This is a genomic window from Nonomuraea sp. B10E15, assembly GCF_039871615.1.
GTDB lineage: Bacteria > Actinomycetota > Actinomycetes > Streptosporangiales > Streptosporangiaceae > Nonomuraea.
This window is the reverse complement of sequence record NZ_JBDPMB010000047.1, coordinates 1-20,521: the sequence shown is the minus strand read 5'-3', so window position 1 is coordinate 20,521 and position 20,521 is coordinate 1. Positions and strand designations below refer to the sequence as shown.

19 protein-coding genes and 1 pseudogene are annotated in these 20,521 nt (G+C 70.7%); 6 read left to right on the top strand and 14 right to left on the bottom strand.

All coding sequences use genetic code 11. From position 1 onward, the window contains the following. Positions 1-568: 568 nt before the first annotated feature. Both ABGB14_RS49715 and ABGB14_RS49710 read right to left on the bottom strand, forming a co-directional pair. Positions 569-988 carry an ATP-binding protein gene (locus ABGB14_RS49715; RefSeq protein ID WP_138203197.1) on the bottom strand — a complete coding sequence of 140 codons (420 nt, stop codon included), beginning with the start codon at positions 986-988 and terminating at the stop codon, positions 569-571. A gap of 1 nt (position 989) precedes the next feature. Continuing rightward, positions 990-1,340, bottom strand: a complete 351-nt coding sequence (locus ABGB14_RS49710) for an STAS domain-containing protein (RefSeq protein WP_043629845.1) — start codon at positions 1,338-1,340, stop codon at positions 990-992. Positions 1,341-1,689: 349 nt separating this feature from the next. Between ABGB14_RS49710 and ABGB14_RS49705 the strand changes: the two genes are divergently transcribed. Then, a complete protein-coding gene (locus tag ABGB14_RS49705; RefSeq protein ID WP_347650910.1) occupies positions 1,690-4,212 on the top strand; it encodes a DEAD/DEAH box helicase in 2,523 nt (840 codons plus the stop codon). A 27-nt stretch (positions 4,213-4,239) separates the two neighbouring features. On the opposite strand, the gene ABGB14_RS49700 is transcribed toward ABGB14_RS49705, so the two are convergent. The 10 genes from ABGB14_RS49700 to ABGB14_RS49655 form a co-directional block, all read right to left on the bottom strand. Beyond that, positions 4,240-5,955 (bottom strand): hypothetical protein, encoded by a 1,716-nt coding sequence (locus ABGB14_RS49700; RefSeq protein ID WP_347650909.1) that lies wholly within the window; start codon positions 5,953-5,955, stop codon positions 4,240-4,242. Between the two features lie 416 nt (positions 5,956-6,371). Continuing rightward, a complete protein-coding gene (locus ABGB14_RS49695; protein ID WP_347650908.1) occupies positions 6,372-6,773 on the bottom strand; it encodes an Rv3654c family TadE-like protein in 402 nt (133 codons plus the stop codon). Positions 6,774-6,783: 10 nt separating this feature from the next. Beyond that, on the bottom strand, positions 6,784-7,152 hold the full coding sequence (locus ABGB14_RS49690; RefSeq protein WP_347650907.1) for a TadE family type IV pilus minor pilin: 369 nt from the start codon (positions 7,150-7,152) through the stop codon (positions 6,784-6,786). 23 nt (positions 7,153-7,175) lie between these two features. Next, entirely contained in the window at positions 7,176-7,664 is a 489-nt protein-coding gene (locus ABGB14_RS49685; protein ID WP_347650906.1) for a DUF4244 domain-containing protein, read from the bottom strand. A 553-nt stretch (positions 7,665-8,217) separates the two neighbouring features. Then, positions 8,218-8,439, bottom strand: a complete 222-nt coding sequence (locus ABGB14_RS49680) for a hypothetical protein (RefSeq protein ID WP_347650905.1) — start codon at positions 8,437-8,439, stop codon at positions 8,218-8,220. A gap of 294 nt (positions 8,440-8,733) precedes the next feature. Next, the gene (locus tag ABGB14_RS49675) at positions 8,734-9,507 is read right to left on the bottom strand and encodes a type II secretion system F family protein (RefSeq protein ID WP_347650904.1); all 774 of its coding nucleotides are present in this window, start codon (positions 9,505-9,507) and stop codon (positions 8,734-8,736) included. A 144-nt stretch (positions 9,508-9,651) separates the two neighbouring features. Beyond that, a complete protein-coding gene (locus tag ABGB14_RS49670) occupies positions 9,652-10,362 on the bottom strand; it encodes a type II secretion system F family protein (protein ID WP_347650903.1) in 711 nt (236 codons plus the stop codon). Beyond that, entirely contained in the window at positions 10,359-11,519 is a 1,161-nt protein-coding gene (locus ABGB14_RS49665; protein ID WP_347650902.1) for a TadA family conjugal transfer-associated ATPase, read from the bottom strand. The genes ABGB14_RS49670 and ABGB14_RS49665 overlap by 4 nt, the downstream gene beginning before the upstream one ends. Then, complete coding sequence (gene ssd, locus ABGB14_RS49660) at positions 11,516-12,556, bottom strand: septum site-determining protein Ssd (protein WP_347650901.1); 1,041 nt, start codon at positions 12,554-12,556, stop codon at positions 11,516-11,518. Before ssd ends, ABGB14_RS49665 begins: the two co-directional genes overlap by 4 nt. A 725-nt stretch (positions 12,557-13,281) precedes the next feature. After that, complete coding sequence (locus ABGB14_RS49655; RefSeq protein WP_347650900.1) at positions 13,282-14,061, bottom strand: oxidoreductase; 780 nt, start codon at positions 14,059-14,061, stop codon at positions 13,282-13,284. A 356-nt stretch (positions 14,062-14,417) separates the two neighbouring features. Here ABGB14_RS49655 and acs point away from each other — a divergent pair, with 356 nt between their 5' ends. The 4 genes from acs to ABGB14_RS49635 all read left to right on the top strand — a co-directional run bounded on the left by acs (position 14,418) and on the right by ABGB14_RS49635 (position 18,358). Beyond that, entirely contained in the window at positions 14,418-16,391 is a 1,974-nt protein-coding gene (gene acs, locus ABGB14_RS49650; RefSeq protein WP_347650899.1) for an acetate--CoA ligase, read from the top strand. A gap of 176 nt (positions 16,392-16,567) precedes the next feature. Further along, positions 16,568-17,008, top strand: a complete 441-nt coding sequence (locus ABGB14_RS49645) for a phage holin family protein (RefSeq protein WP_347650898.1) — start codon at positions 16,568-16,570, stop codon at positions 17,006-17,008. Next, positions 16,998-17,918 (top strand): alpha/beta hydrolase, encoded by a 921-nt coding sequence (locus ABGB14_RS49640; RefSeq protein WP_347650897.1) that lies wholly within the window; start codon positions 16,998-17,000, stop codon positions 17,916-17,918. The genes ABGB14_RS49645 and ABGB14_RS49640 overlap by 11 nt, the downstream gene beginning before the upstream one ends. Then, a complete protein-coding gene (locus ABGB14_RS49635) occupies positions 17,915-18,358 on the top strand; it encodes a DUF309 domain-containing protein (protein ID WP_347650896.1) in 444 nt (147 codons plus the stop codon). The genes ABGB14_RS49640 and ABGB14_RS49635 overlap by 4 nt, the downstream gene beginning before the upstream one ends. A gap of 3 nt (positions 18,359-18,361) precedes the next feature. On the opposite strand, the gene ABGB14_RS49630 is transcribed toward ABGB14_RS49635, so the two are convergent. Beyond that, complete coding sequence (locus ABGB14_RS49630; protein ID WP_347650895.1) at positions 18,362-19,555, bottom strand: MarP family serine protease; 1,194 nt, start codon at positions 19,553-19,555, stop codon at positions 18,362-18,364. An 82-nt stretch (positions 19,556-19,637) separates the two neighbouring features. Between ABGB14_RS49630 and ABGB14_RS49625 the strand changes: the two genes are divergently transcribed. After that, entirely contained in the window at positions 19,638-20,150 is a 513-nt protein-coding gene (locus ABGB14_RS49625) for a HEAT repeat domain-containing protein (RefSeq protein ID WP_347650894.1), read from the top strand. Positions 20,151-20,157: 7 nt separating this feature from the next. Here ABGB14_RS49625 and ABGB14_RS49620 read toward each other — a convergent pair. Beyond that, positions 20,158-20,521, bottom strand: a pseudogene (locus tag ABGB14_RS49620) (coenzyme A pyrophosphatase); the annotation flags it as partial.

Genomic DNA, 20,521 nt, shown 5'->3' with positions numbered 1-20,521 from the left:
GGCGTCGGGCGTCGGGCGTCGGGCGTCGGGCGTCGGGCGTCGGGCGTCGGGCGTCGGGCGTCGGGCGTCGGGCGTCGGGCGTCGGGCGTCGGGCGTCGGGCGTCGGGCGTCGGGCGTCGGGCGTCGGCGGGATGGGGCCGGGTCAGGGTCAGGGTGTCAAGAGGGTCATGCAGCCGCTCGACCTCGGAGTCAAATGTCCGTGTACGGCCCCGGCTCTCCGCCCGCGAAGCGTGCTGGTGCGCCGCCGCTCAAGTGGTCACCATGGGTGGCGCCGGTGGCGCTGTGGCCTGGCGTGCGGGAGACGGTGATGGCGCCACGGCCCGGTGGACATGGGCAGGCGTGAGCGGAAGCCATGGTGACTGTGCGCCGTGACGGCGGCGTACCCCGTGCGGGGTCAGTCAGCGTCTCCCTGGAGGCCCTCAGCCATGGTCGGCGGGTGGGTCTCGTTGGCCTGCCGTACAGGATGGGGGGCTTGTCGCTGGACTCCATGCAGGACGGAGGGTTTGTTGCTGGGCGCCGGAAGGGCGCCCAGCGGCCAGGCTGCGCAAGGCACCCGCACGGGAACCGATCACGCGCCGTTGGCGGCAGGCCAGCTCATCCGGATGTTGGTGCCCTTCGGACCGGGGAAGACCTCGACATCGTCGGCCAGGCCTTCGATGACCGCTATGCCGAAGCCCGACATGAACGAGTCAGAAAGCATGCCCAGGTCGAGGGGTTGTTCTGGCTTGATCTCATCGCTGGGGGCGTGATCGCTGACCGTGACCTCGAAGCGCCCGGAGTCGTCACGCAGCTCGATGCGGATGGGTTCGCCCGGACAGTGGGCGCGATGCACCTCGACCGCCCGGGAGCATGCCTCACCCACGGCGAGCCTGACCTCATCCAGCAGGGACTCCTCCACGCCGGTGCGGCGGGCGATCGCCGTGGCCACCAGCCGTGCGGTCCGCACATGCGCGGGGAGAGCGCTGAACGTCAGCTCGACGGTAGCCATGCTACTTGTCTTTGCCGTGAGCTTCCTTGGCCTCGTCGACCGAAGCATAAATCCCGAAGACCTTGGTCAGACCGGTGATCCGGAAGATCTTGAGGATACGCTCCTGCGTGCAGACCAGCTCGAGCGAGCCGTCGTGCGCGCGAACCCGCTTGAGCCCACCGACCAGGACGCCCAGCCCTGTGGAGTCAAGGAAGTCGACCTTCTCCATGTTGACGAGAAGGTGGAAGTTGCCCTTGTTCACCAGGTCGATGAGGAGCTCACGCAATCTCGGCGCCGTGTAGACATCGATCTCACCCTCGACCTCCACGATGGTGAGTCGGTCTTCGGTGCGGTGATCCAACTTCAGATCCACAGATCCTCCAGCGCCTCGCCTGCGAAAGTAGTCTTGCGGGCCTGGCAATCTGGAGCGTGGCCCCAGACTGTCCGACCCTGACGCGCGGCATTCAACCACGTGCCTGGCTTGTGTCTATACGAAATCACGATTCCCGGCGACTTTGCCCACCGATGCAAGACTGGAAACAGTGACTTCCACCGCATCCTCCCCAGAACAGGCAGGTCCACTCCTCCACCACCTGCTTGGTGTTCCCGCACGTCATGAGCGTGTCACTCATGTGGAGCATGTTCCAGCACGTCAGGCGGGTCAAGCCCGATGGCCCAAATGGACGTCTGAAGTCTTTGTTACGCGCTTGGCGAACCGCGGGGTGACAGGACTCTGGCCGCACCAGTACGAGGCCGCCGACCTGGCATTCCGTGGCCGAAACGTGATCATCTCGACGGGAACGGCGTCCGGGAAGTCGCTGGCGTACCTCACTCCCGCGATCACGGCGTGTCTGGACGGCGGGACGATCCTCTACCTGACGCCGACCAAGGCTCTGGCCGCCGACCAGCTGCGCACCCTGCGCGAGCTGCGCATCACCAAGGTGCGGGCCGCCACGTTCGACGGCGACACTCCGTTCGAGGAGCGCAAGTGGGTACGCCAGCACGCCAACTACGTACTGACAAACCCCGACATGCTGCATCGTGGCATCCTGCCCCGCCATGCCCAGTGGTCGTCGTTCTTCCGCCGGCTGCGCATGATCGTCGTGGACGAATGCCACGGCTACCGCGGCGTCTTCGGCTCCCACGTCGCCCAGATCCTGCGCCGCCTTCGCCGGGTGTGCGCACGGTACGGCTCCGACCCCACGTTCCTGCTCGCCTCGGCGACGGCCAGCGAACCGGGGGCGTTCGCGAAGAGACTGACAGGGCTTGAGATGCACGAGGTGACCGTTGACGCCTCGCCGAAGGGGTCGACGACCATCGCGTTGTGGGAGCCGCCTCTGACGGATCTGCGGGGCGAGGGAGGGGCACCCGTACGACGCACGGCCACGGCGGAGGCGGCCGACCTGCTGGCGGACCTCGTCCTCGCCGACATCCGCACGCTCGCCTTCGTCCGCTCGCGCCGCGGCGCGGAAACGGTGGCGCTGTCCGCCCGGGCCAAGCTCGCCGACGTCGCCTTCTCCCTCACCGCACCCACCGAGCACCGCCCTCTCGCGACCGGCTCATCCACCACCACCAACCAGCACAACGCCACCCCCGGGGAACCCAAGGACCCCGACCACCACAGCCCCACACCCGGCTCGCCCAGCGAACCCGACCACGTCCCACCGCCCGCACCCAGCGCACCCGACCACCATTCCCAAGTGCCCGGCCCACCCAGCGCACCCGACCACCGCAGCCCAGCGCCCGGCCCACCCAGCGCACCCGACCACCACGCCCCCAGCCGGGCGGCGAGCCTCACCACCCCCGGAGAGCCTGTGGACGAGGGCGGGGCGGATGAGGGGGATCTGCCCGAAGGGGGTTCGCTCGGATGGTCGATCCCGGACGCCTCCGACTGGGCCAGCCTCCCCGACAGGATCGCCGCCTACCGGGCCGGCTATCTCGCCGAAGACCGCAGGCTCCTCGAGAAGGCGCTCCGCGCGGGCACGATCATGGGCCTGGCCACCACGAACGCCCTCGAACTCGGCGTGGACGTCTCCGGTCTCGACGCCGTGCTGATCGCCGGCTGGCCGGGCACCCGGGCCTCGCTCTGGCAGCAGGCGGGCCGGGCGGGCCGGGACGGCCGGGACGCACTCGCCGTCCTGATCGCCCGGGACGATCCCCTCGACACCTACCTGGTGCACCACCCTGACGCCCTGTTCGGCCGGCCTGTGGAAGCGATCGTCCTCGACCCGGACAACCCGTACGTGCTGGGCCCGCACCTCTGTGCCGCGGCCGCCGAGATCCCGCTGGCCGAGGACGACCTGCCCGTTTTCGGCGACACGACCCCGGCCGTCCTGGACGACCTGGTCGCCCAGGGGCTGCTGCGGAAGCGTCCGGCGGGTTGGTTCTGGACCAGGCGCGAGCGCGCCACCGACCTCGCCGACATCCGTGGCGGCGGAGGCGCCCCCATCCAGGTCGTGGAGTCGTCGACCGGCCGTCTGTTGGGCAGCGTGGACGAACCATCCGCCCACACCGCGGTGCACACCGGCGCGGTCTACCTCCACCAGGGCGAGACCTTTCTGGTGGAGGTGCTCGATCTGGAGGCCGGGGTCGCCCTGGTCTCCAGCGCAAGCCCTGACTACACCACGTTCGCCCGGGACATCACTGACATTTCCATCCTTGGCACCCAACGCTCACATGCCCTGGGTCCGGGCACCCTGCACTTCGGCGAGGTGGAGGTGACCCGGCAGGTCGTCTCCTACCTCAAGAGACGCCTGCAGTCGGGCGAGATGCTCGGCGACGAGCCCTTGGACCTGCCCCCTCGCACCCTTCGCACCCGTGCGGTCTGGTGGACGCTGCCCGCGTCCGCGGTGGCCCCGCTCGCCGAAGCCGGCATCGACCTCGGCGGAGCCGCCCACGCCGCCGAGCACGCCTCGATCGGGTTGCTCCCCCTGTTCGCCACCTGCGACCGCTGGGACATCGGCGGCGTGTCCACCGAGCTTCACGCCGACACGGGCCTGCTCACGGTCTTCGTGTACGACGGCCACGAGGGCGGAGCGGGCTTCGCCGAACGCGGCTACGCCCGCGCGACGGACTGGCTGACGGCGACGCGCGAGGCCATCACCTCATGCGAATGCGACCGTGGCTGCCCTTCCTGCATCCAGTCCCCGAAGTGCGGAAACGGCAACGAACCCTTGGACAAACGAGGCGCGATCCGCCTCCTCGACATCCTGCTGGCCCAGCAAGAGAGCGACACCGACCCGTGAGCCGGCGATGCTCTTGCTCGGGCGGCCTCAACTGTCGCCGCCCCTGTGCCTGCGACCAGCGAAAGCGCGCTCGTCCTCGTCGTCGCCTTCGTCGGCCGCCCAGAAATCGGCAGATCCCGGCTGCGGGCGTTCCCAGAACCCGCTGTCCTCCATGGCCTTGGGCGACGGCGGAAGGTAGTCGTCCCAGCGTTCTTCGATACGGACGGCGGGCGGGGTGATGGAGGCCGAGCCCTCGGGCACGTCCGTCACGGCCGAACTGGGCAGGGCGATCCGCATGGGAGCTTGACGGCTGCCTTCCGCGTCGCGAACTCCCCGAACGTCGTCCACCTCGATCTGGACGGATATCTCCTTACGCGCCGGATCGGATCGGGGGAACGCGGCGGCCCGCTCTCCGGACGTGTCCCGAGGTCGTTCCGACTTTGCCGACTGCTGGTGCTCTGCGGGCTGCTCGGTCCGGGAATGATCGGGTATGCGCGTCTTCGCCACGGCCAGGATCACCGTGGGCCGCCGCCGGAGCGGCGTCGCGGCAGGCTGGATGCCGTCATCGCTCTCCGCGGCCTGCGTACCGCCTCCGGCGAAAGCGGGGCCGGCCCGCGTGGCCGCAGTCACCTGCGCGGGCGTGGCTCCGGCCCCATCACCGGCGAGCGCCCGCCGCCGCGCCCACGCGCCCGCGTGCGCGCCGAGCAGCAACAACAGGAGGCCGGCCGCCACGTAGAAGCCGTACTGTCCGATGTCCCCCAGCGGGGACTCGCTCGACTGCGCCCTCACGCCGCCGGTCGTCACGGGTGCGGTGTCCGTGCCGTCCCTGGCGCCGGACGGGACAAGCCCGCCCGACTCGTCGTCGGCCGTCGGGATGGGCAGGTTGCCGTCAGCGTCGGTGTCGGGAATGTCGGGCAGCTTGGAGGTCGTCGGGTTACGGGTCGTCGGCTCGTCCGCCGGCAGTGGCTGCCTCTTGGCGGGCAGGGTCGGCAGCGCGTCGACGCTCTTGCCGTCTCGGCTCTTCGGCGTCCTTTTGGGGGTCTTTTTCGGCTTAGCTGTGGGTTTGGCGGAGAAAGCGAGGTAAGCGGAGGCCGACGGGTCCGACCCGATCGAGCCTCCTTCGCCGTCGCCCCTGAAGGCCTTGACGGTGAACCCCACCCGCTGTCCTTCCGCCTTGGCGGGCACCGCGAGCGCCGCTCTGCACGAGGTGCCCGCGCACGCACCATCGGCGGGCAGCCTCCCGACGATGCCCGTCAGCGTGTTGAAGACCTCGTAGGACTGCAGATCAGGCTCGGAGCCCCTGGTCCAGGTGACGAGAACCTTGTCGGCGCCCTGCCTCGCCACGTTCACGTTGCCCGGAGTCTCGGCCGGCCGTCGCAGCTTGAACGTGCTGATGGCGTACTCCCTTCCGGTGAGCTCTCCCTTGAGAGTCACGGTGAAGGGACCGTTGGGAGCGTCCCCGGCGTCGAACGTCCCGGAGAGCGTCTGGTTGGCGCCGCCTCCGGCGACCTTCTGACGGGGGGTGGCCGGACCTTCGACGTACAGGCCCATGTTGAGCTGGATCATTCCCGTGCGGGCGGAAACGGTGACGGACGAGCCCGAGACCACCTGACCGTCGGCGGGCGAGGTGATCTGCCCGGACGTGTCGGCCTGCTTCGACGTGTCGGCCCGTCCGGTCACGGAGGCGGCCCGCGCGGACCCGCCCAGCGCGACTGACAGCACCACGATCGCTCCTGCGGCCACCACTTTGCCGACTACCGTCACGACGCTTCCCTCCATCGAGAGCCTCGCGTCGCTCGACCGCCCACGGAGCGTTCGCGCGACGACCGGAAGTGCAGTCCGCCCGGCCGATACGGTCACCGACCGCCCCCGGACCGCACCCTAGCGACTTCGTCAGAGCGGTCACAGGCTCTCTGTCGCATATGGCATGAACCGAGGGTAAGCGGGACCTTACGGTAAATACCCAGCTCTTGGACACCGCGTCTAAGGAGTCGTAACTGGATTGCGACATAGCCCCGCAAGCCCCATCCATCACATTGGGGGCGCCAACCATTTGCCGTCCACACATTCTTGTGTCAAATAACAAAAACCACGACGCATCACCGAGTCAGAACACCTCGGTCGCAGCAATCCATCAGAGGGTCACAGGCGTGCGATGGGCTGGCAGCGACGCCGGCGGTCTAATGACCGTCGGCCGTGGTCACCGTCGCCGGGCCCGCACGGGATCTGCCGGTCACGGTGCGGGTGCCGGCGACCGGCAGGGAGATCGACAACGAGGTCCAGACGTCGGCGATCTCGTCACGGATCTCGCAGCGGGCGAGTTTGACGCCGTTCCGGGCAGCGAGGGTCGCGGCCCGCAGGCAGGCACCCTCCGGGTCGGCCAACGCCATTTCAGCCGCCGCCAGCGCGCTGAGATCGGCGGCACTGCTGACGCGGTGGCCGGCCACGCGTACGGAGCCCACCGTGGCGAACGCCGTGGCGACGGCCATCAGGAGACCCATGAGGGCGACACCCCACAGCGTGGCGGAGCCGCGTTCCTTGTCGCGCTTGATCTTTCCTCCTCGGGCGATCGCCGGTCTCACGCCTGCATGCTCAGGGGACTGACAGGTGTGGTTCGGTGTCGGCCGTGGCCGTGGCGGACACCTGGACGGCGGGCAGCGACCCGCCCCATGCCGGGCGCACCTCGACGGTGATCTGCACCTTGGTCAGATCGATGTCACGGGACACGGCTATCCGCGCGTCGGCACGGGTGGCCGACCGGGCACGATCGCGGACCTGGCTCATTGGTTCGCCTCTGGCGGCGGCCCGGGCGGCCGCGCGGGCAGCGTCCACACATTCGAGCTGGGCGCCGACGGCTTGGATGGCCCACAGCGCGGCGGCCAGGACGACCATGAGCGCGGGCAGCATCGCGGCGGTCTCGGCCGTGACCGAGCCCCGCGATGCCGACCGTCTCCCGCCCACGGAGCTCCGCCCGGAGCGGCGGATCATTTGCCGGTCGTCTTGAGTGCCCGGTCGATGAGGGAGGTCAGCATCTCCTGCACTTCCGAACTGCTCACGACCTTGAACAGGAGCGCGGCGAAGGCGCAGGCCGCGATGGTGCCCACCGCGTATTCGGCCGTGGACATTCCTCGTTCGCGGTTGGCCAGCGCGTGGTGAAGCCATCTGTTGGATCGCCACCGCGGGCGCGCTCCGGCGGCTTCCCTGACGGAGGGAGCCGGCGAGTTGCCTGGTGCGGTGTCGGCGGGCCTCGGCTGGAGGGCCGAGGGGGCACGGACGAGCGTCGGCGAGGTGCTCGGGTCAGGACTGACGGGCGCCGGTGCGTCGCCGCGCGCAGTGCCCGAGAACGCGGACACTGGCAGGTCCCCCGGCAGCGCACGGGCAGAGGGCGACGAGTCGCCGAGGGTGGCGTGGGAGCGGCCCGACACGGCAGAGGCAGAGCTCGACGGGTTGGCGGGTGGGAAGGAGGTCGACATTGGCGGGGCGGTCGTCGCGGTGCCGGCTGTGCGGCCGGTAGAAGGGGTGTGGCCGGTGGCGGGGGTGCTGCGGGCCGAGTGGGCTCCCGGCGGGGTGTGGGGGCGTGGTGCGGTCGCTGCCGGCGTGAGGGTGGAACCATGCATCGGGCCTCCAGGTGGGTCAGAGCCGGGGTCTTGTCCGGCGGGAGTCCAAGAGTCGCCGAAGGGCTCTGCGGCCAGTGGACCGAGCGGGGTTCTGTGGACAAGGGCCACTTCATAGAGGTGGACCTGTGGATAACCGGTCCTGACGAGGGTCCCGTAGGTGGGAGGTGCCCGACCGCGTTGAAGAACGACGCCCGTGCCCCTGTCCTGCTCCGCAGGGTCCGATTCCTCCCCCGCCTGAACTGAAGGCGGGGGTTTCCTCGGATGTATCCGATGAGCGATTCCAGGCACACAGCTCGACACGTGACAGTTTCCGGCGCCGAACGGAGGACCACCCAGCGGCACCTTGACTGGGAAGGATGCTCCAACGTCCGCGATCTTGGCGGCATCCCGGTGGCCCTTGGCGGCGTGATCAGGCCAGGCGCGATCGTTCGTTCGGACAACCCCGAGAGCTCAGCACGGCCCGGTTGCCCTCGTTGTTCGCCGCCTTGGGGATGGACGACCAGACGGAGGAGAACGGAACATCATGGTCAGGAAGCGCACCACCGCCCGAGACGCCATGATCAGCGCGCTGGAAGGCGTCGACGTCGAGGCTCGCCTTCGGGCGGCCGGCCTCGGCGACGACGGAAGTCACCGCACTGCGCTATCGGCTCGTCCAGCCAGCGTGAACAGCAACCGCCTCTGGTTGGGAACCCGGACAACCCACACATGAACGTCGGAGCCCGTACGGGGCGGTGTGACACGGCACGCGCTCGCTGGGCGAGTCACACCGCCAGTCACACCACGAGCTCCTGGTGGGTTCATGAAGACGGGCGGGTGTCATCGCGTGGACCTGGTGAGTCTGTCTCACCAGCCATCCGAGGTGAACGGCAGGCTCGCGCGGGCATGGCGAACGTGGCGGGGGCTCGCATATGCCGGGAGAGTTACGTCAAGGAAGGATGATCGTCGAAGCGAGCCCGGCTATCACCGGGACGATCCCGAGCAGGACGAACGCCGGCAGGAAGCAGAGACCCAGCGGCGCCACGGCCTTGACGCCGACCTGCCTGGCCGAGGCGACGGATCCGGCTCTGGCGGCCTCTCGGGCGTCGTCGGCCAGGCGGGTCAGGACATCGGCCACCGGCGCACCGCTTTGAGCCGCCCGGCCCATCGCCCGGCAGAGCCCGCCCATCGCGGGATCCCCGGCGAGGGCACCCCACGTGCTTTCCGGGTCGGCGCCCAGGCGCAGCCGGCTGCTCACCCAGCCCAGCCGCCGGCCGAGAGGGCCGCCGATCGTACGGCCTGCGATCTCGGTGGCCGCGCTCACCGGGCGGCCGGCGAGCAGGCACGCGGTCATCAGGTCGGCGGCGAAAGGCAGGTCGGCGGCCATTCGCTCGCGGTCCTGCCGCGCCTGCTGCGGCTCCTGCCTGTGCAGGAACACCGCGACCGCGGCGCTGGTCAGCAGGCCGGCGATGATTCCGGTCGCTCCGAGTCCGAGCAGGAGGGTGGCCATCAGCCCCGCGCAGGTGGCGGTGACGGCGGTCTTGCGGGTCATCCGTTTCGGGGGATCGTGGGAGGGGTCGAGCCAGGCCGGCGCGTCTTCGGCCTGGCTGCCGGGAAGTTCACCGGGAGGGCGTAGCCGGGCCAGGCGCCCGGCCGGGGTCATCGGGGAGAGCCACAACCACGCGGCCAGGCCGGCGGACAGGGCGGACAGCAGCGGAAACATCGGTGAGATCCGTTCGGTCGTGTACGGGCGAGGATGACGTCAGGACTCAGCCCGAGGTCTGCCCACGAGCACACCCGGACCCAGCACGGGCGACCCGAGAGCACAGCGGGGCCCAGCCCGGGGATGCTCGTGAGGACACCGGGCTCAGCTCTGCGCTCGGGCGGCCATGCGGTTGGTCCACCACAGGCCGCAGGCGTCGAGTGCTACCCCCGCCACCAGGCACATCAGGCCCGGCAGGCTGCCGAGCAGGAAGGTGAGAGGGCCCATGCCGAGGGCCGCCGCCATGAGGAGACCCAGGGCCGGGAGCGCGGCCAGCATCTTCGCCGTCGTGCGAGGCCCGGCCAGTTGCGCGGCGACGTCCTGGCGATGGGCCCGCGCCGCGCGTAACGTGCTCGCCACCCGGTCGACCAGGGCGGACAGGCCGGCGCCCACCGTGACGCCGACCTCCCAGCAGGCGGCAAGCCGGCGCAGGCCCTCGCCTCCTTGCGGCGGGGCCGCGGCGATCAGTGCCGCGGGGACGTCGCCACCGTCTCGCGCCGCGGCCGCGACCGGGCGCAGGGTCTCCGGGTCGGGGAAGTCGACCGATGCCAGGGCCCTGGTCAGGGCCTCTCCGGGGGTGCGGCCTGCGGACAGCTCTGCCGACAGCGCCTGGCACAGCTCGATGGACGCGCTGCGCCAGGCGTCGGCGCGCCGGGCCGGGTGAGTGCGGGTCAGCAGCCGGCCGAGCGAGCGCCACCGAGGCCCGGCCGGGCCTCCGGTCAGCCTGCTCAGTCGGGTCGTGGCGAGGTCCGGGCCGGTCCACATCCACACGGCGCACGCCGTGCACACGGCGGCGACGATCAGCGCGCTGCTCATGTCAGAACCCTCCGGGCCAGGGCGTCGTGGCCGGGGCCGACGTCGGTGTGGCCTTCGGCGTCGAAGGTCAGGGCGGGGATCGACTCGACGAGGCCGGTCGGGGTCCTGGTGAGCAGGCAGATCTCGGCGATGCGCCGGCGTCCGTCGGGGCGGTCGCGGGTCAGGTGGACGACCGCGTCGAGCGCGGCCGCCAGCTGGCTGTGCACGGCGTCCCTGCTCAGGCCCGCCGCACAGCCCAGCGCCTCAAGCCGCGGAGGTACGTCGGCCGCGGTGTTGGCGTGCAGCGTGCCGCAGCCGCCCTCGTGCCCGGTGTTCAACGCCGCCAGCAGATCCACCACCTCCGATCCGCGCACTTCACCGACGACCAGACGGTCAGGACGCATCCGCAGCGCCTGGCGTACGAGATCGCGCAGGCCCACACCGCCCGCGCCCTCCAGGTTGGCCGGGCGGGTCTCCAGGCGAACCACGTGCGGGTGGACCGGGCGCAGCTCGGCGGAGTCCTCCACCAGCAGGAGGCGCTCGCCGGGGTCGGCCAGGGAGAGCAGGGCCGACAGGAGCGTGGTCTTGCCGGTGCCCGTGCCGCCGGTCACGAGGAAGGCGAGCCTGGCGGTCACCATGGCGGACAGCACGGGGATCGCGGGTGGGGTGATGGTGCCGGCTGCGACGAGGTCGGACAGGGTGAACGTACGCCGGGGTGGCAGGCGTAGCGAGATGCAGGTGCCGCCGGACGCCACGGGCGGGAGCACCGCGTGGAGGCGCACGCCGCCCGCGAGCCGGGCGTCGACGTGGGGGCAGGCGTCGTCGAGGCGTCTCCCGGCGGCGGCCGCCAGGCGCTGGGCCAGCCTGCGTACGGCGCCGTCGTCGGAGAAGGAGACCGACGTGCGTCGCAGGCCGCCGCCCTCGTCGATCCACACCTCACGCGGGCCGTTGACCAGGACGTCGGTCACCTCGGATCGGGCCAGGAGCGGCTCCAGCGGGCCCGCGCCCATCAGGTCGGCGCAGAGGGCTCTGGCCACGGCGAGGATCTCAGCGTCGCCGTAGACGGCCTTCTCCGCTCTGAGCGCAACCGCCACCTGGGCGGCACTGGGCTCGGCCCCCGTGCGGGCCAGGCGTACGCGAACCGCCTCCACCAGCTCGGGCGAGACCAGGGGCGTCATGCCGGGAGGAGGTCGCGCAGCAGCGAGGAGCACAGGGCGCCGAGCACGGTGCGGGGCCCCAGTCCGGGCAGCTCGCCCCGGTTGAGTGTGGCGGTGAGGCGCGGCTGGTCAGGCAGGCTGCCGGCGGCGGGGATGCCGAGGGATCCGGTGGCCATGTCGTCGTCCAGAACTCCCGGGCGCAGGACGGCTCGCAGATCCGAGGTGTGCTTGCGGGCCTCGCCCAGCACCTGGGCCGCGGAGAGGACGCCGCGCACGTCGGCCGTGGCCACGAGCAGTGTGGTCTTCGCCCTGGTGAGGGCCTCGATCGCGGCAGGGTCGAGGTGGCGGGGAAGGTCGGCGACGATCAGGTCGAAGCCGCGCCTGCCCGCCTCCAGGACCGAGCGCATGGCCTGGGCCGGGATCGCCGCCACCTCGCCTCTGTGAAAGGAGAGGACCGCCAGGTCGCCGAACGACGGCAGCGCGGCCTGCAGTGCGCTGGAGCTGATGCGGCCTTCCCTGGCCACGAGGTCTCCCCAGCGTGCGCCCGGCGCCTCCTCGTGGCCGAGCAGCGCGTCGATGCCGCCGCCGAGCGGATCGGCGTCGACCAGCAGCGTGCGGAGGTGGTCGCCTGAGGCGCGCAGGGCCAGGCAGGCAGAAAGCACGCTCGCGCCCGCTCCGCCGCGCCCGCCGATCACGCAGATCAACGCCCCGGAACGGGGGTCGGGCTCCATGGCGTCGGCCAGCCGCTCCACCAGATGGCGCTCGTCGTTCGGGAGGGCCACGACGGACTGGGCGCCCACGGCGACGCATTTTCGCCAGGTGTCGGAGTCGTCCGGGTCTCGCGTCACGAGCAGGATCTGGTCTCGGGCCGGCAGTGAGGCCGCGGCCGCCGCGTCGGCCTGGTCGGCGCCCACCGCGATCAGCGGCGCGAGGTTCCAGTAGGGGCGGGCGTGGGCGGGGACGTGGGCCACGTCGAGCTGGGCGCCGGCCGCGGCCGCGATGCGGACCAGGTCGTCGAGCAGGGCGTGGTCTTCGGTGATGACCAGGGGACGGTGCATCGGGGGCCTCCTGCGTGGGTGGGAGGCTCACCTTGCTGGAGGCGGCGCGGGCGCCGGCCGGGCGAACGCGATTCTGTGGATAGAGGCGTCACAGGCCCCTGAGCCTGTGGACGGAGGTGGGAAAAAGGGCGACCCCCGCCGGGGGGGAGAGCGGGGGTCGCCTGATCGGTCCGGCTCCGGGGGGGTAGAGCCGGTCCCGTTTCAGAAGAAAGCTTTCATCACTTCACCAGCACCTGGCAAGGCACTCGCAAACGCATGGCACGCACCGTCTCCCCAGTTTCTGGTGATACCACCGTATGCTGCCCGATCGACTCGAGTTTCGTCGAGGAGCAATCCTGCATTTTCGCCAAGTTTTTTCGCTGCGACATAACGATCACATAAAGACAATCACGCTCCGTGATCATCACGACTCGGTAACCGGATCGGCGCAGGACTCCCGCGACGCGCCCATCGCCGCGTAAAGGTCTTGGTCCGAGGGGTTCCCATCAGGACACATCCGTCGTAGAAAGGGGTTACGGACCACTTGTCCGGGTGCATCAGCCGGGTACCCACGCGCGACCAGCCGCGGGAGGCGCGTCGTGACGGGCTTGACCCGCTCCGACGGATACAGGTGCACGCTTGGTAACCCGGTGTGATGCACCGGCGGCGGCGTCTCTTGACCGAGACGCCGTCAGCTATGTCGGATTCGCCCCAAAGCTTCTCCCCAGCGTCTCCGCGCGAACCCGTCAGCCTCTCTGCATGGCCTCGCAGATGGCCGTGGTCTCGCGCGCTCCGAGGGTTACCGCGGCGGCACATTGTTGTACCCACCGGCTCACACCCTCCGGCGTGCCGCTCAGGTACGCCCGCAGCCCTTCCGCGTACGGCAGCTCCAGCCGCCCCACCTCGACGGCCACCAAAGACTTGGGGTCGAGCCCGAATTCGACCAGCGTCAGCCGTTCGGCCGCACGTGCCACCACCCCGTCGGCCGTGCCGAAGGGCCGCAGCACGGCGAGCTCCGCGTGGATCACGGCGGCCAGCACGATCGCGGGCGCGCTCGTGGGCCGTTCGAGCAGGCCGAGCAGGGCCTCCATGCGGGTCGCCGTCTCGCCGGCGTCCGGCGCCGCGCCCAGACCCAGGGGGTCGGGGACCGTGTCGAAGGTGCGCGGCCGGCCGAGAGCGGCCTCCGGCGCGAGGCCGGCGGCCGCCACGGTGTGCAGCCGTGCCAGCACCTGCCGGGGCGCCTTCCGCCAGGTCGGGCCCATACGGCCCAGCTCCGCGGACGCGCGCAGCGCCCCCTGGACGAGCGGGTCGCGCACCTCGTCACGGCGCAGGGCGTCGAGGGACACGTCCACGCCTTCGAGCGCGGCCGACGCGCGCGCCCCGCGCAGCGACGACTCCGCGGACACGGCGGGGCTCGCCCGGCGCAGTACGCGGTGACGATAGAGCCGGTCGACGGCCTTGCGGGCCTCGTCGACCGCCTCGGAAACGCCGGGGAACCGCGCGATGACGGTCAGGGGGTCACTCACGGAACCCGACCCTACCTGCGGGTAATGCGCGCCCCGCCACCGCGGCACGGTGACCGAGCGTGCTCGCGACCGGACGGCACGACGACCGCAAGGAGAGAAAGCCCCGGCAGCAGCACGACTCCAGGGGACCCATAAACCCCCGAACCACCCCCCACCGCACCTGAGCAATCGCTCCGGAGCGTATTCTTCGGATTTCAGGATGACAACGTTTCAATTGCGTTTGTCATGCAAGTGGGTAAGTGCGAACGCCCATGGAACCGGACGGTACAGACCTGTCTAGACCTCTTGTGTACGGAGGTCGTGAGCTGGTGAAGTGGGACACGACCTATCCAATCTGGCCATAGAAGGAGCACGAGGTGGCCCCGGAGACCCCTGGTAACGAAACCCAGGCGCTGTCCAACCTGCTGCAGGAGAACCGCCGGTTCGCACCTCCGGCCGACCTGGCGGCGGCCGCGAACGTGACCGCCGCCGCATATGACGAGGCCGCCGCCGACCGCCTCGCCTTCTGGGAGGGCACAGCCGAGCGGCTGACCTGGGCCAAGAGGTGGGACAAGACACTCGAGTGGAACGCGCCGTTCGCCAAGTGGTTCGTCGGCGGCGAGCTCAATGTGGCCTACAACTGCGTCGACCGGCACGTCGAAGAGGGGCGCGGCGACAGGGTCGCCTACCACTGGGAGGGTGAGCCCGAGGGCGACACCCGCACACTCACCTACAACGATCTGAAGGCCGAGGTCAGCAAGGCCGCCAACGCCCTCCGCGAGCTCGGAGTGAGCAGGGGCGACCGGGTGGCCATCTACATGCCGATGATCCCCGAGCTGCCGATCGCGATGCTGGCCTGCGCCCGCATCGGGGCCGTGCACTCGGTCGTGTTCGGCGGATTCTCGGCCAGCGCGCTCAAGAGCCGCATCGACGACGCGGACGCCAAGCTCGTGATCACCGCCGACGGCGGCTACCGCCGCGGCAAGCCGAGCGCGCTCAAGCCGATCGTGGACGAGGCCGTCGCCGAGTGCCCGCAGGTCGAGAACGTCCTCGTCGTACGCCGCACGGGCCAGGACGTCGCCGTATCCGACAAGGACCTGTGGTGGCACGACGTGGTCGACCGCCAGAGCGACCAGCACACCGCCGAGCCCCACGGCGCCGAGGACCCGCTGTACATCCTCTACACCAGCGGCACCACGGGCAGGCCCAAGGGCATCCTGCACACCTCGGGCGGCTATCTCGCGCAGACCGCCTGGACGCACCACGCGGTCTTCGACCTCAAGCCCGAGACCGACATCTACTGGTGCACGGCCGACATCGGCTGGGTGACCGGCCACTCCTACATCGTGTACGGCCCCCTCGCCAACGGCGCGACCAGCGTCATCTACGAGGGCACCCCCGACACCCCGCACCGCGGCCGGTTCTGGGAGATCGTGCAGAAGTACAAGATCACGATCCTCTACACGGCGCCCACGGCGATCCGGACGTTCATGAAGTGGGGCGACGACATCCCCGCCAAGTACGACATGTCCAGCCTGCGCGTCCTGGGCTCCGTCGGCGAGCCGATCAACCCCGAGGCGTACGTCTGGTACCGCGAGAACATCGGCCGCGACCGCTGCCCCGTCGTGGACACCTGGTGGCAGACGGAGACCGGCGCCATCATGATCAGCCCGCTGCCGGGCGTGACCTCGGCCAAGCCGGGCGCCGCGATGCGCCCGCTGCCGGGCGTGGTCGCCGACGTGGTCGACGACCAGGGCACCAGCGTCCCCAACGGGGGCGGCGGCTTCCTGGTGGTGCGCGAGCCGTGGCCGGCGATGCTGCGGACCATCTGGGGCGACGACCAGCGCTACATCGACACCTACTGGAGCCGGTTCGAGGGAATGTACTTCCCCGGCGACGGCGCCAAGAAGGACGCGGACGGCGACCTGTGGCTGCTCGGCCGCGTGGACGACGTCATGCTGGTCTCCGGCCACAACATCTCCACCACCGAGGTGGAGAGCGCCCTGGTCAGCCACCCGAAGGTGGCCGAGGCGGCCGTGGTCGGCGCGACCGACCCGGTGACCGGCCAGGCCATCGTGTCGTTCGTGATCCTGCGCGGCGCCGCGGAGGAGAACGACGACATCGCCGCCGAGCTGCGCAACCACGTGGCCAAGACGCTCGGCCCGATCGCCAAGCCGCGCCAGATCCTGGTCGTCCCCGAGCTGCCCAAGACGCGGTCCGGCAAGATCATGCGCCGCCTCCTGCGCGACGTCGCCGAGAACCGCAGCATCGGCGACGTCACCACGCTGGCCGACAGCACGGTGATGGACCTGATCTCGGAGAAGCTCCCGTCCGCGAAGTCCGAGGACTGAGGTAGAAGCAGGGGCGCATGTTTCCGTGACGGAAGCATGCGCCCTCTGCGTACGCCCAAGCGGCACAAGCGTTATCTTGGCTGATCGGGTAGTTCTGGGAGTGATGGCGAGGCTCGCCCCCAGCGCGTCGCTGGATGATGTTTGACACGGCCACCAGGCCTCGATAGGAGACGTTCATGCCGCAGACTCCCGAGGAAGAATCCCTGGGCTCGCTGATCGCCCGGGCGAGCGATCACATCTCCGAACTCGTCCGTTCAGAGATCAAGCTGGCCAAGGCCGAGTTCAGGTTCGACGCCAAGCGGGTCGGCATGGCGGGTGGCATGTTCGCCGCCGCCGCCTTCATGGCTCACCTGTGCCTGATCCTCGCCTCGTTCACGATCGCCTACGTGCTGGCGCAGTGGATGCCTCAGTGGGCGGCCTTCCTCATCGTGACCGTGTTCTACCTGCTGGTCGCGGGTCTGCTGGTGTTCATCGGGATCCGCCGGCTCAAGGGCCTGGCCGGGATGAAGCGCACCACCAGGTCGATCAAGGGCCTGCGGGAGATCGCCACCCCGGAGGACCAGGCGCTGCCCGAGCTCAGGCCTGATCGCGAGCCGGTGGCGCGTGATGGCGCCTGACGAGTCGGTCGTCCAGATCGAGGGGCCATGGACGCACCGCTCGGTGCACGCGGGCGGCACCCGGTTCCACGTCGTGGAGGCGGGGCACGGGCCTCTGGTGATGCTGCTGCACGGGTTCCCGCAGTTCTGGTGGACGTGGCGCCACCAGCTCGAAGCGCTGCCCGCCGCCGGCTATCGGGCGGTCGCGGTCGACCTACGCGGCTACGGCGGCAGCGACAAACCGCCGCGCGGCTACGACCTGCCGACGCTGGCGGCCGACGCGACGGGGCTGATCCGGGCGCTCGGCGAGTCCGGGGCGATCGTGGTGGGGCACGACTGGGGCGGGTTGCTGGCCTGGACGATGGCCGTGCTGGAGCCGAAGTGCGTACGCCGGCTCGTCACCGTGTCGGCCCCGCATCCGCTGCGGCTGCGCGGCGCACTGGCGACCGACCCGTTCGGTCAGCTCAAGGCGAGCATCCAGGCCCTCGGCTTCCAGCTGCCGCTGCTGCCGGAGCACCTGCTCACCCGCCGCGACGGGAGGCGGGTCGGCCGCTACCTCGACGAGTGGTCGCGCCCCGGCTGGCCGGAGCCCGAGGCAGCGCGCACCTACCGGGAGGCGTTCCGCATCCCCACCGTGTCGCACTGCGCGCTGGAATACCACCGCTGGTTCGGCCGCTCCCAGCTCCGCCCCGACGGCCGGCGCTACGCCAGGGTCATGCGCACCGAGATCCAGGCGCCCACGCTGCAGGTGCACGGGGCGCTCGACCCGCGGGTGCTCCCGCGTACGGCGCAGGGTTCGAGCCGTCACGTGGCGGCCCCCTACCGGTGGCGGCTGCTCGAAGGTGCGGGGCACTTCCCCCACGAGGAGATTCCCGACGTGTTCAACCAGGAGCTGCTCGGCTGGCTGGCCGACCCGGAGCCCGACCGATGAGAGACCGTGACCCCGAGGGCCGGCCGCGCAGCGCCAGGCCGCGCGACGCGTACGGCAGGCCGCTTCCCCATGGCTCGCCCGGCATGCCCAGGGTGCCCGACGACTACGCGCCCACCACCGAGCAGGCGCTGGCGGACGGCCGCCGTTTCCTGCGCGACGGCCTGCCGTTCAACGCCCACGAGGTGTTCGAGGGCCGCTGGAAGTGCGCGCCGGAGGACGAGCGCGAGCTGTGGCAGGGGCTCGCGCAGATCTGCGTCGGGCTCACGCATCTGCAGCGCGGCAACGGGCGCGGCGCGCTGACCCTGCTCAGCCGCGGCGCCGCCAAGGCGCAGTCGTACGGCGGCGCGTACGACGCGGTCGGCAAGGCCGCCTCCGGCCTGAGCCAGGACAGCGACCCCGGCGAGGCCATCGCCCTGATCCTGGCCAAGCTGCCGGGCTGAGGGTCAGTCGCACTCCTGTGTGCTGTCCGGAGTGGTGTCGTTGCGGCCTCTGGCGGCGTCGGGGGCGACCTCTTCGGCCGTCAGGACGTAGCCCGTCTCCTCTTCGTTGATCGCGGCGGCGAAGATCACGCCGTAGACGCGGCCCTCGGGCGTGAGCAGCGGCCCGCCGGAGTTGCCCGGCAGCACCTGGCCGCGGATCGCGTAGACCTTGCGCGTGACCGTGTCCTCGCGGTAGATGTCGGGGCCCTCGGCGTCGAGCTGGCCGCCGATCCTGGCCGACACGGCGGTGAAGCCCTGGCCCTTGGGGAAGCCGGCCACGATCGCGTCGTCGCCGCGCCCGCCGTCGCCGTCGAAGGCGAGCTGCGGCAGGTTGAGCCCGGGGACGTAGAGGATGGCGATGTCGCGCCGCGGGTTGTAGCGCACCACCGTGGCCTTGTGGCGCGTGTTGGTCGAGTCGACGATCTGCAGGTCGCGGGTCACGCCGGCGACCACGTGGGCGTTGGTCATGATCCGGCCGGGCGCGTAGACGAAGCCGGTGCCCTCGATGTGCTTGTTGCAGCTCTGCGCGTTGCCCTGCACCTTGACGATCGACCTGCGTGCCCTTTCGAGGCCTTTGCCGCCCTTCAGCACGCTCTGGTCGGGCGGCGGCACGTCGATGATCGTGCCGGCGCCGATGGCGTCGAAGACGGGCGGGAACTCCGAGCGGTCGATGAACTTCTTGAACGGCGCCTGCCAGTTACGCGCGGCCTGCGGGATCGCGTCGTCGACGGTGGTCAGCAGCGCGGAGTTCTTCACCTGGTCGACCAGCGGGGTGAACGCCGTGGAGACGATCAGCGACCCGATCAGCCAGGCGATGACCAGCACGGACAGGGCGCTGGCGAACGTGCCCCCGACGGCGTCGGCCACCCTGGCGGGCTCCCACGTGACGTGGCTGCGCACGACGGCGCCGAGCGTCGAGGAGGCGAACTGGCCGACGGTGGCGGCCAGGAAGACGATCACGATGGCGAGCAGCGCCTGCGGCGTGTCACCGTCGACGACGGCCTTGGAGACGGGAGGCGCGATGAAGACGCCCAGCACGGCCCCGCCCACGAACCCCACGAAGCTCATCGCTCCGATGATGAACCCCTGCCGGTATCCCGAGATGCCGAAGGCGATCACGAGGCCGATCAGTATGAGGTCAAGCAGATCACCGCGCACGCTTCAAAGGTAGCCAGCGAGACGGTCAAGTGTGAACGTGTTCCGCCAGGACGGTGTCACCCTGCTGACTATCTTGGGCGCTATGCCGCCGGCCGAGGTAACAGTGCGCGATCTCATCGAGGCAGCTCTGCACGACACCGATCCGGACGGCCCGCTGCGCTGGCATGTTATCTCCATCCTGCGCCAGCGGAGCGATCTCGAGTCGTTCGTCGAGGCACGCCGGTTGTGCGCCGGAGACACGGTCGCCGAGCGGCTGCTGGGCGTGGACATCATGGGCATGTTGCAGCCGTTCGTGGACCGGACGCTGCCGGTGCTGCGCTACCTGGCCGCCAGCGAGGACGACGCCATGGTGCTCTATTCGGTGCTGATCGCGTTCGGCCACCTGGCCGACCCGCGCTCGCTGCCGTCCGTGATCGACCTGGCCGGCCACGGCGACGCCAGAGTGAGGTACGGGGCCGCGTACGCGCTGCAGCACGTGCTCGGCGAACCGCCCGACCGCGCGGGGCTGGAGACGCTGCGCGCGCTGGCCGCCGACAGCGACGCCGACGTGGCCGGCTGGGCCTCGCTCGGCGTGGCCCTGCGCACGGCTCCCTGAGGAGCGGCTAGTCGCGGGCCGCCAGCGGCGGCAGGTCCTCCACCTGGGCAGGGTCCCACGGCCGGTCGAGCCCCGCCTCGCGCAGCACGGAGTCGAGCACCATCGCGGTGAACCCCCACACCAGCATCCCGCGCACCCGGAACGCCGGCCCGAGCATGCCCTGGGGGTGCCGCAGGGAGATGCGGTTGACGGGATCGACCAGCTCGGCGATGGGCACCCGCTCGACGGAGTCGACCTCGTCGGGTGAGGCGGCGTGCACCGCGGACGGCTCGCGCCACCAGGCGATCACGGGCGTGACCCGGTTGTCGCTGAAGCTCAGGTAGAGCTCGGGCATCGTGCCCAGCACGTGGACGCCGGCGGGGTCGACGCCG

Excerpts from the sequence above, each read along its gene's own strand:
- ABGB14_RS49715 (WP_138203197.1), bottom strand. The coding sequence starts at position 988 with ATGGCTACCGTCGAGCTGACGTTCAGCGCTCTCCCCGCGCATGTGCGG.
- ABGB14_RS49685 (WP_347650906.1), bottom strand. The coding sequence starts at position 7,664 with ATGTCGACCTCCTTCCCACCCGCCAACCCGTCGAGCTCTGCCTCTGCC.
- ABGB14_RS49675 (WP_347650904.1), bottom strand. The coding sequence starts at position 9,507 with ATGTTTCCGCTGCTGTCCGCCCTGTCCGCCGGCCTGGCCGCGTGGTTG.
- ABGB14_RS49670 (WP_347650903.1), bottom strand. The coding sequence starts at position 10,362 with ATGAGCAGCGCGCTGATCGTCGCCGCCGTGTGCACGGCGTGCGCCGTG.
- ABGB14_RS49665 (WP_347650902.1), bottom strand. The coding sequence starts at position 11,519 with ATGACGCCCCTGGTCTCGCCCGAGCTGGTGGAGGCGGTTCGCGTACGC.
- ssd (WP_347650901.1), bottom strand. The coding sequence starts at position 12,556 with ATGCACCGTCCCCTGGTCATCACCGAAGACCACGCCCTGCTCGACGAC.
- ABGB14_RS49645 (WP_347650898.1), top strand. The coding sequence starts at position 16,568 with ATGCCGCAGACTCCCGAGGAAGAATCCCTGGGCTCGCTGATCGCCCGG.
- ABGB14_RS49640 (WP_347650897.1), top strand. The coding sequence starts at position 16,998 with ATGGCGCCTGACGAGTCGGTCGTCCAGATCGAGGGGCCATGGACGCAC.
- ABGB14_RS49635 (WP_347650896.1), top strand. The coding sequence starts at position 17,915 with ATGAGAGACCGTGACCCCGAGGGCCGGCCGCGCAGCGCCAGGCCGCGC.
- ABGB14_RS49625 (WP_347650894.1), top strand. The coding sequence starts at position 19,638 with ATGCCGCCGGCCGAGGTAACAGTGCGCGATCTCATCGAGGCAGCTCTG.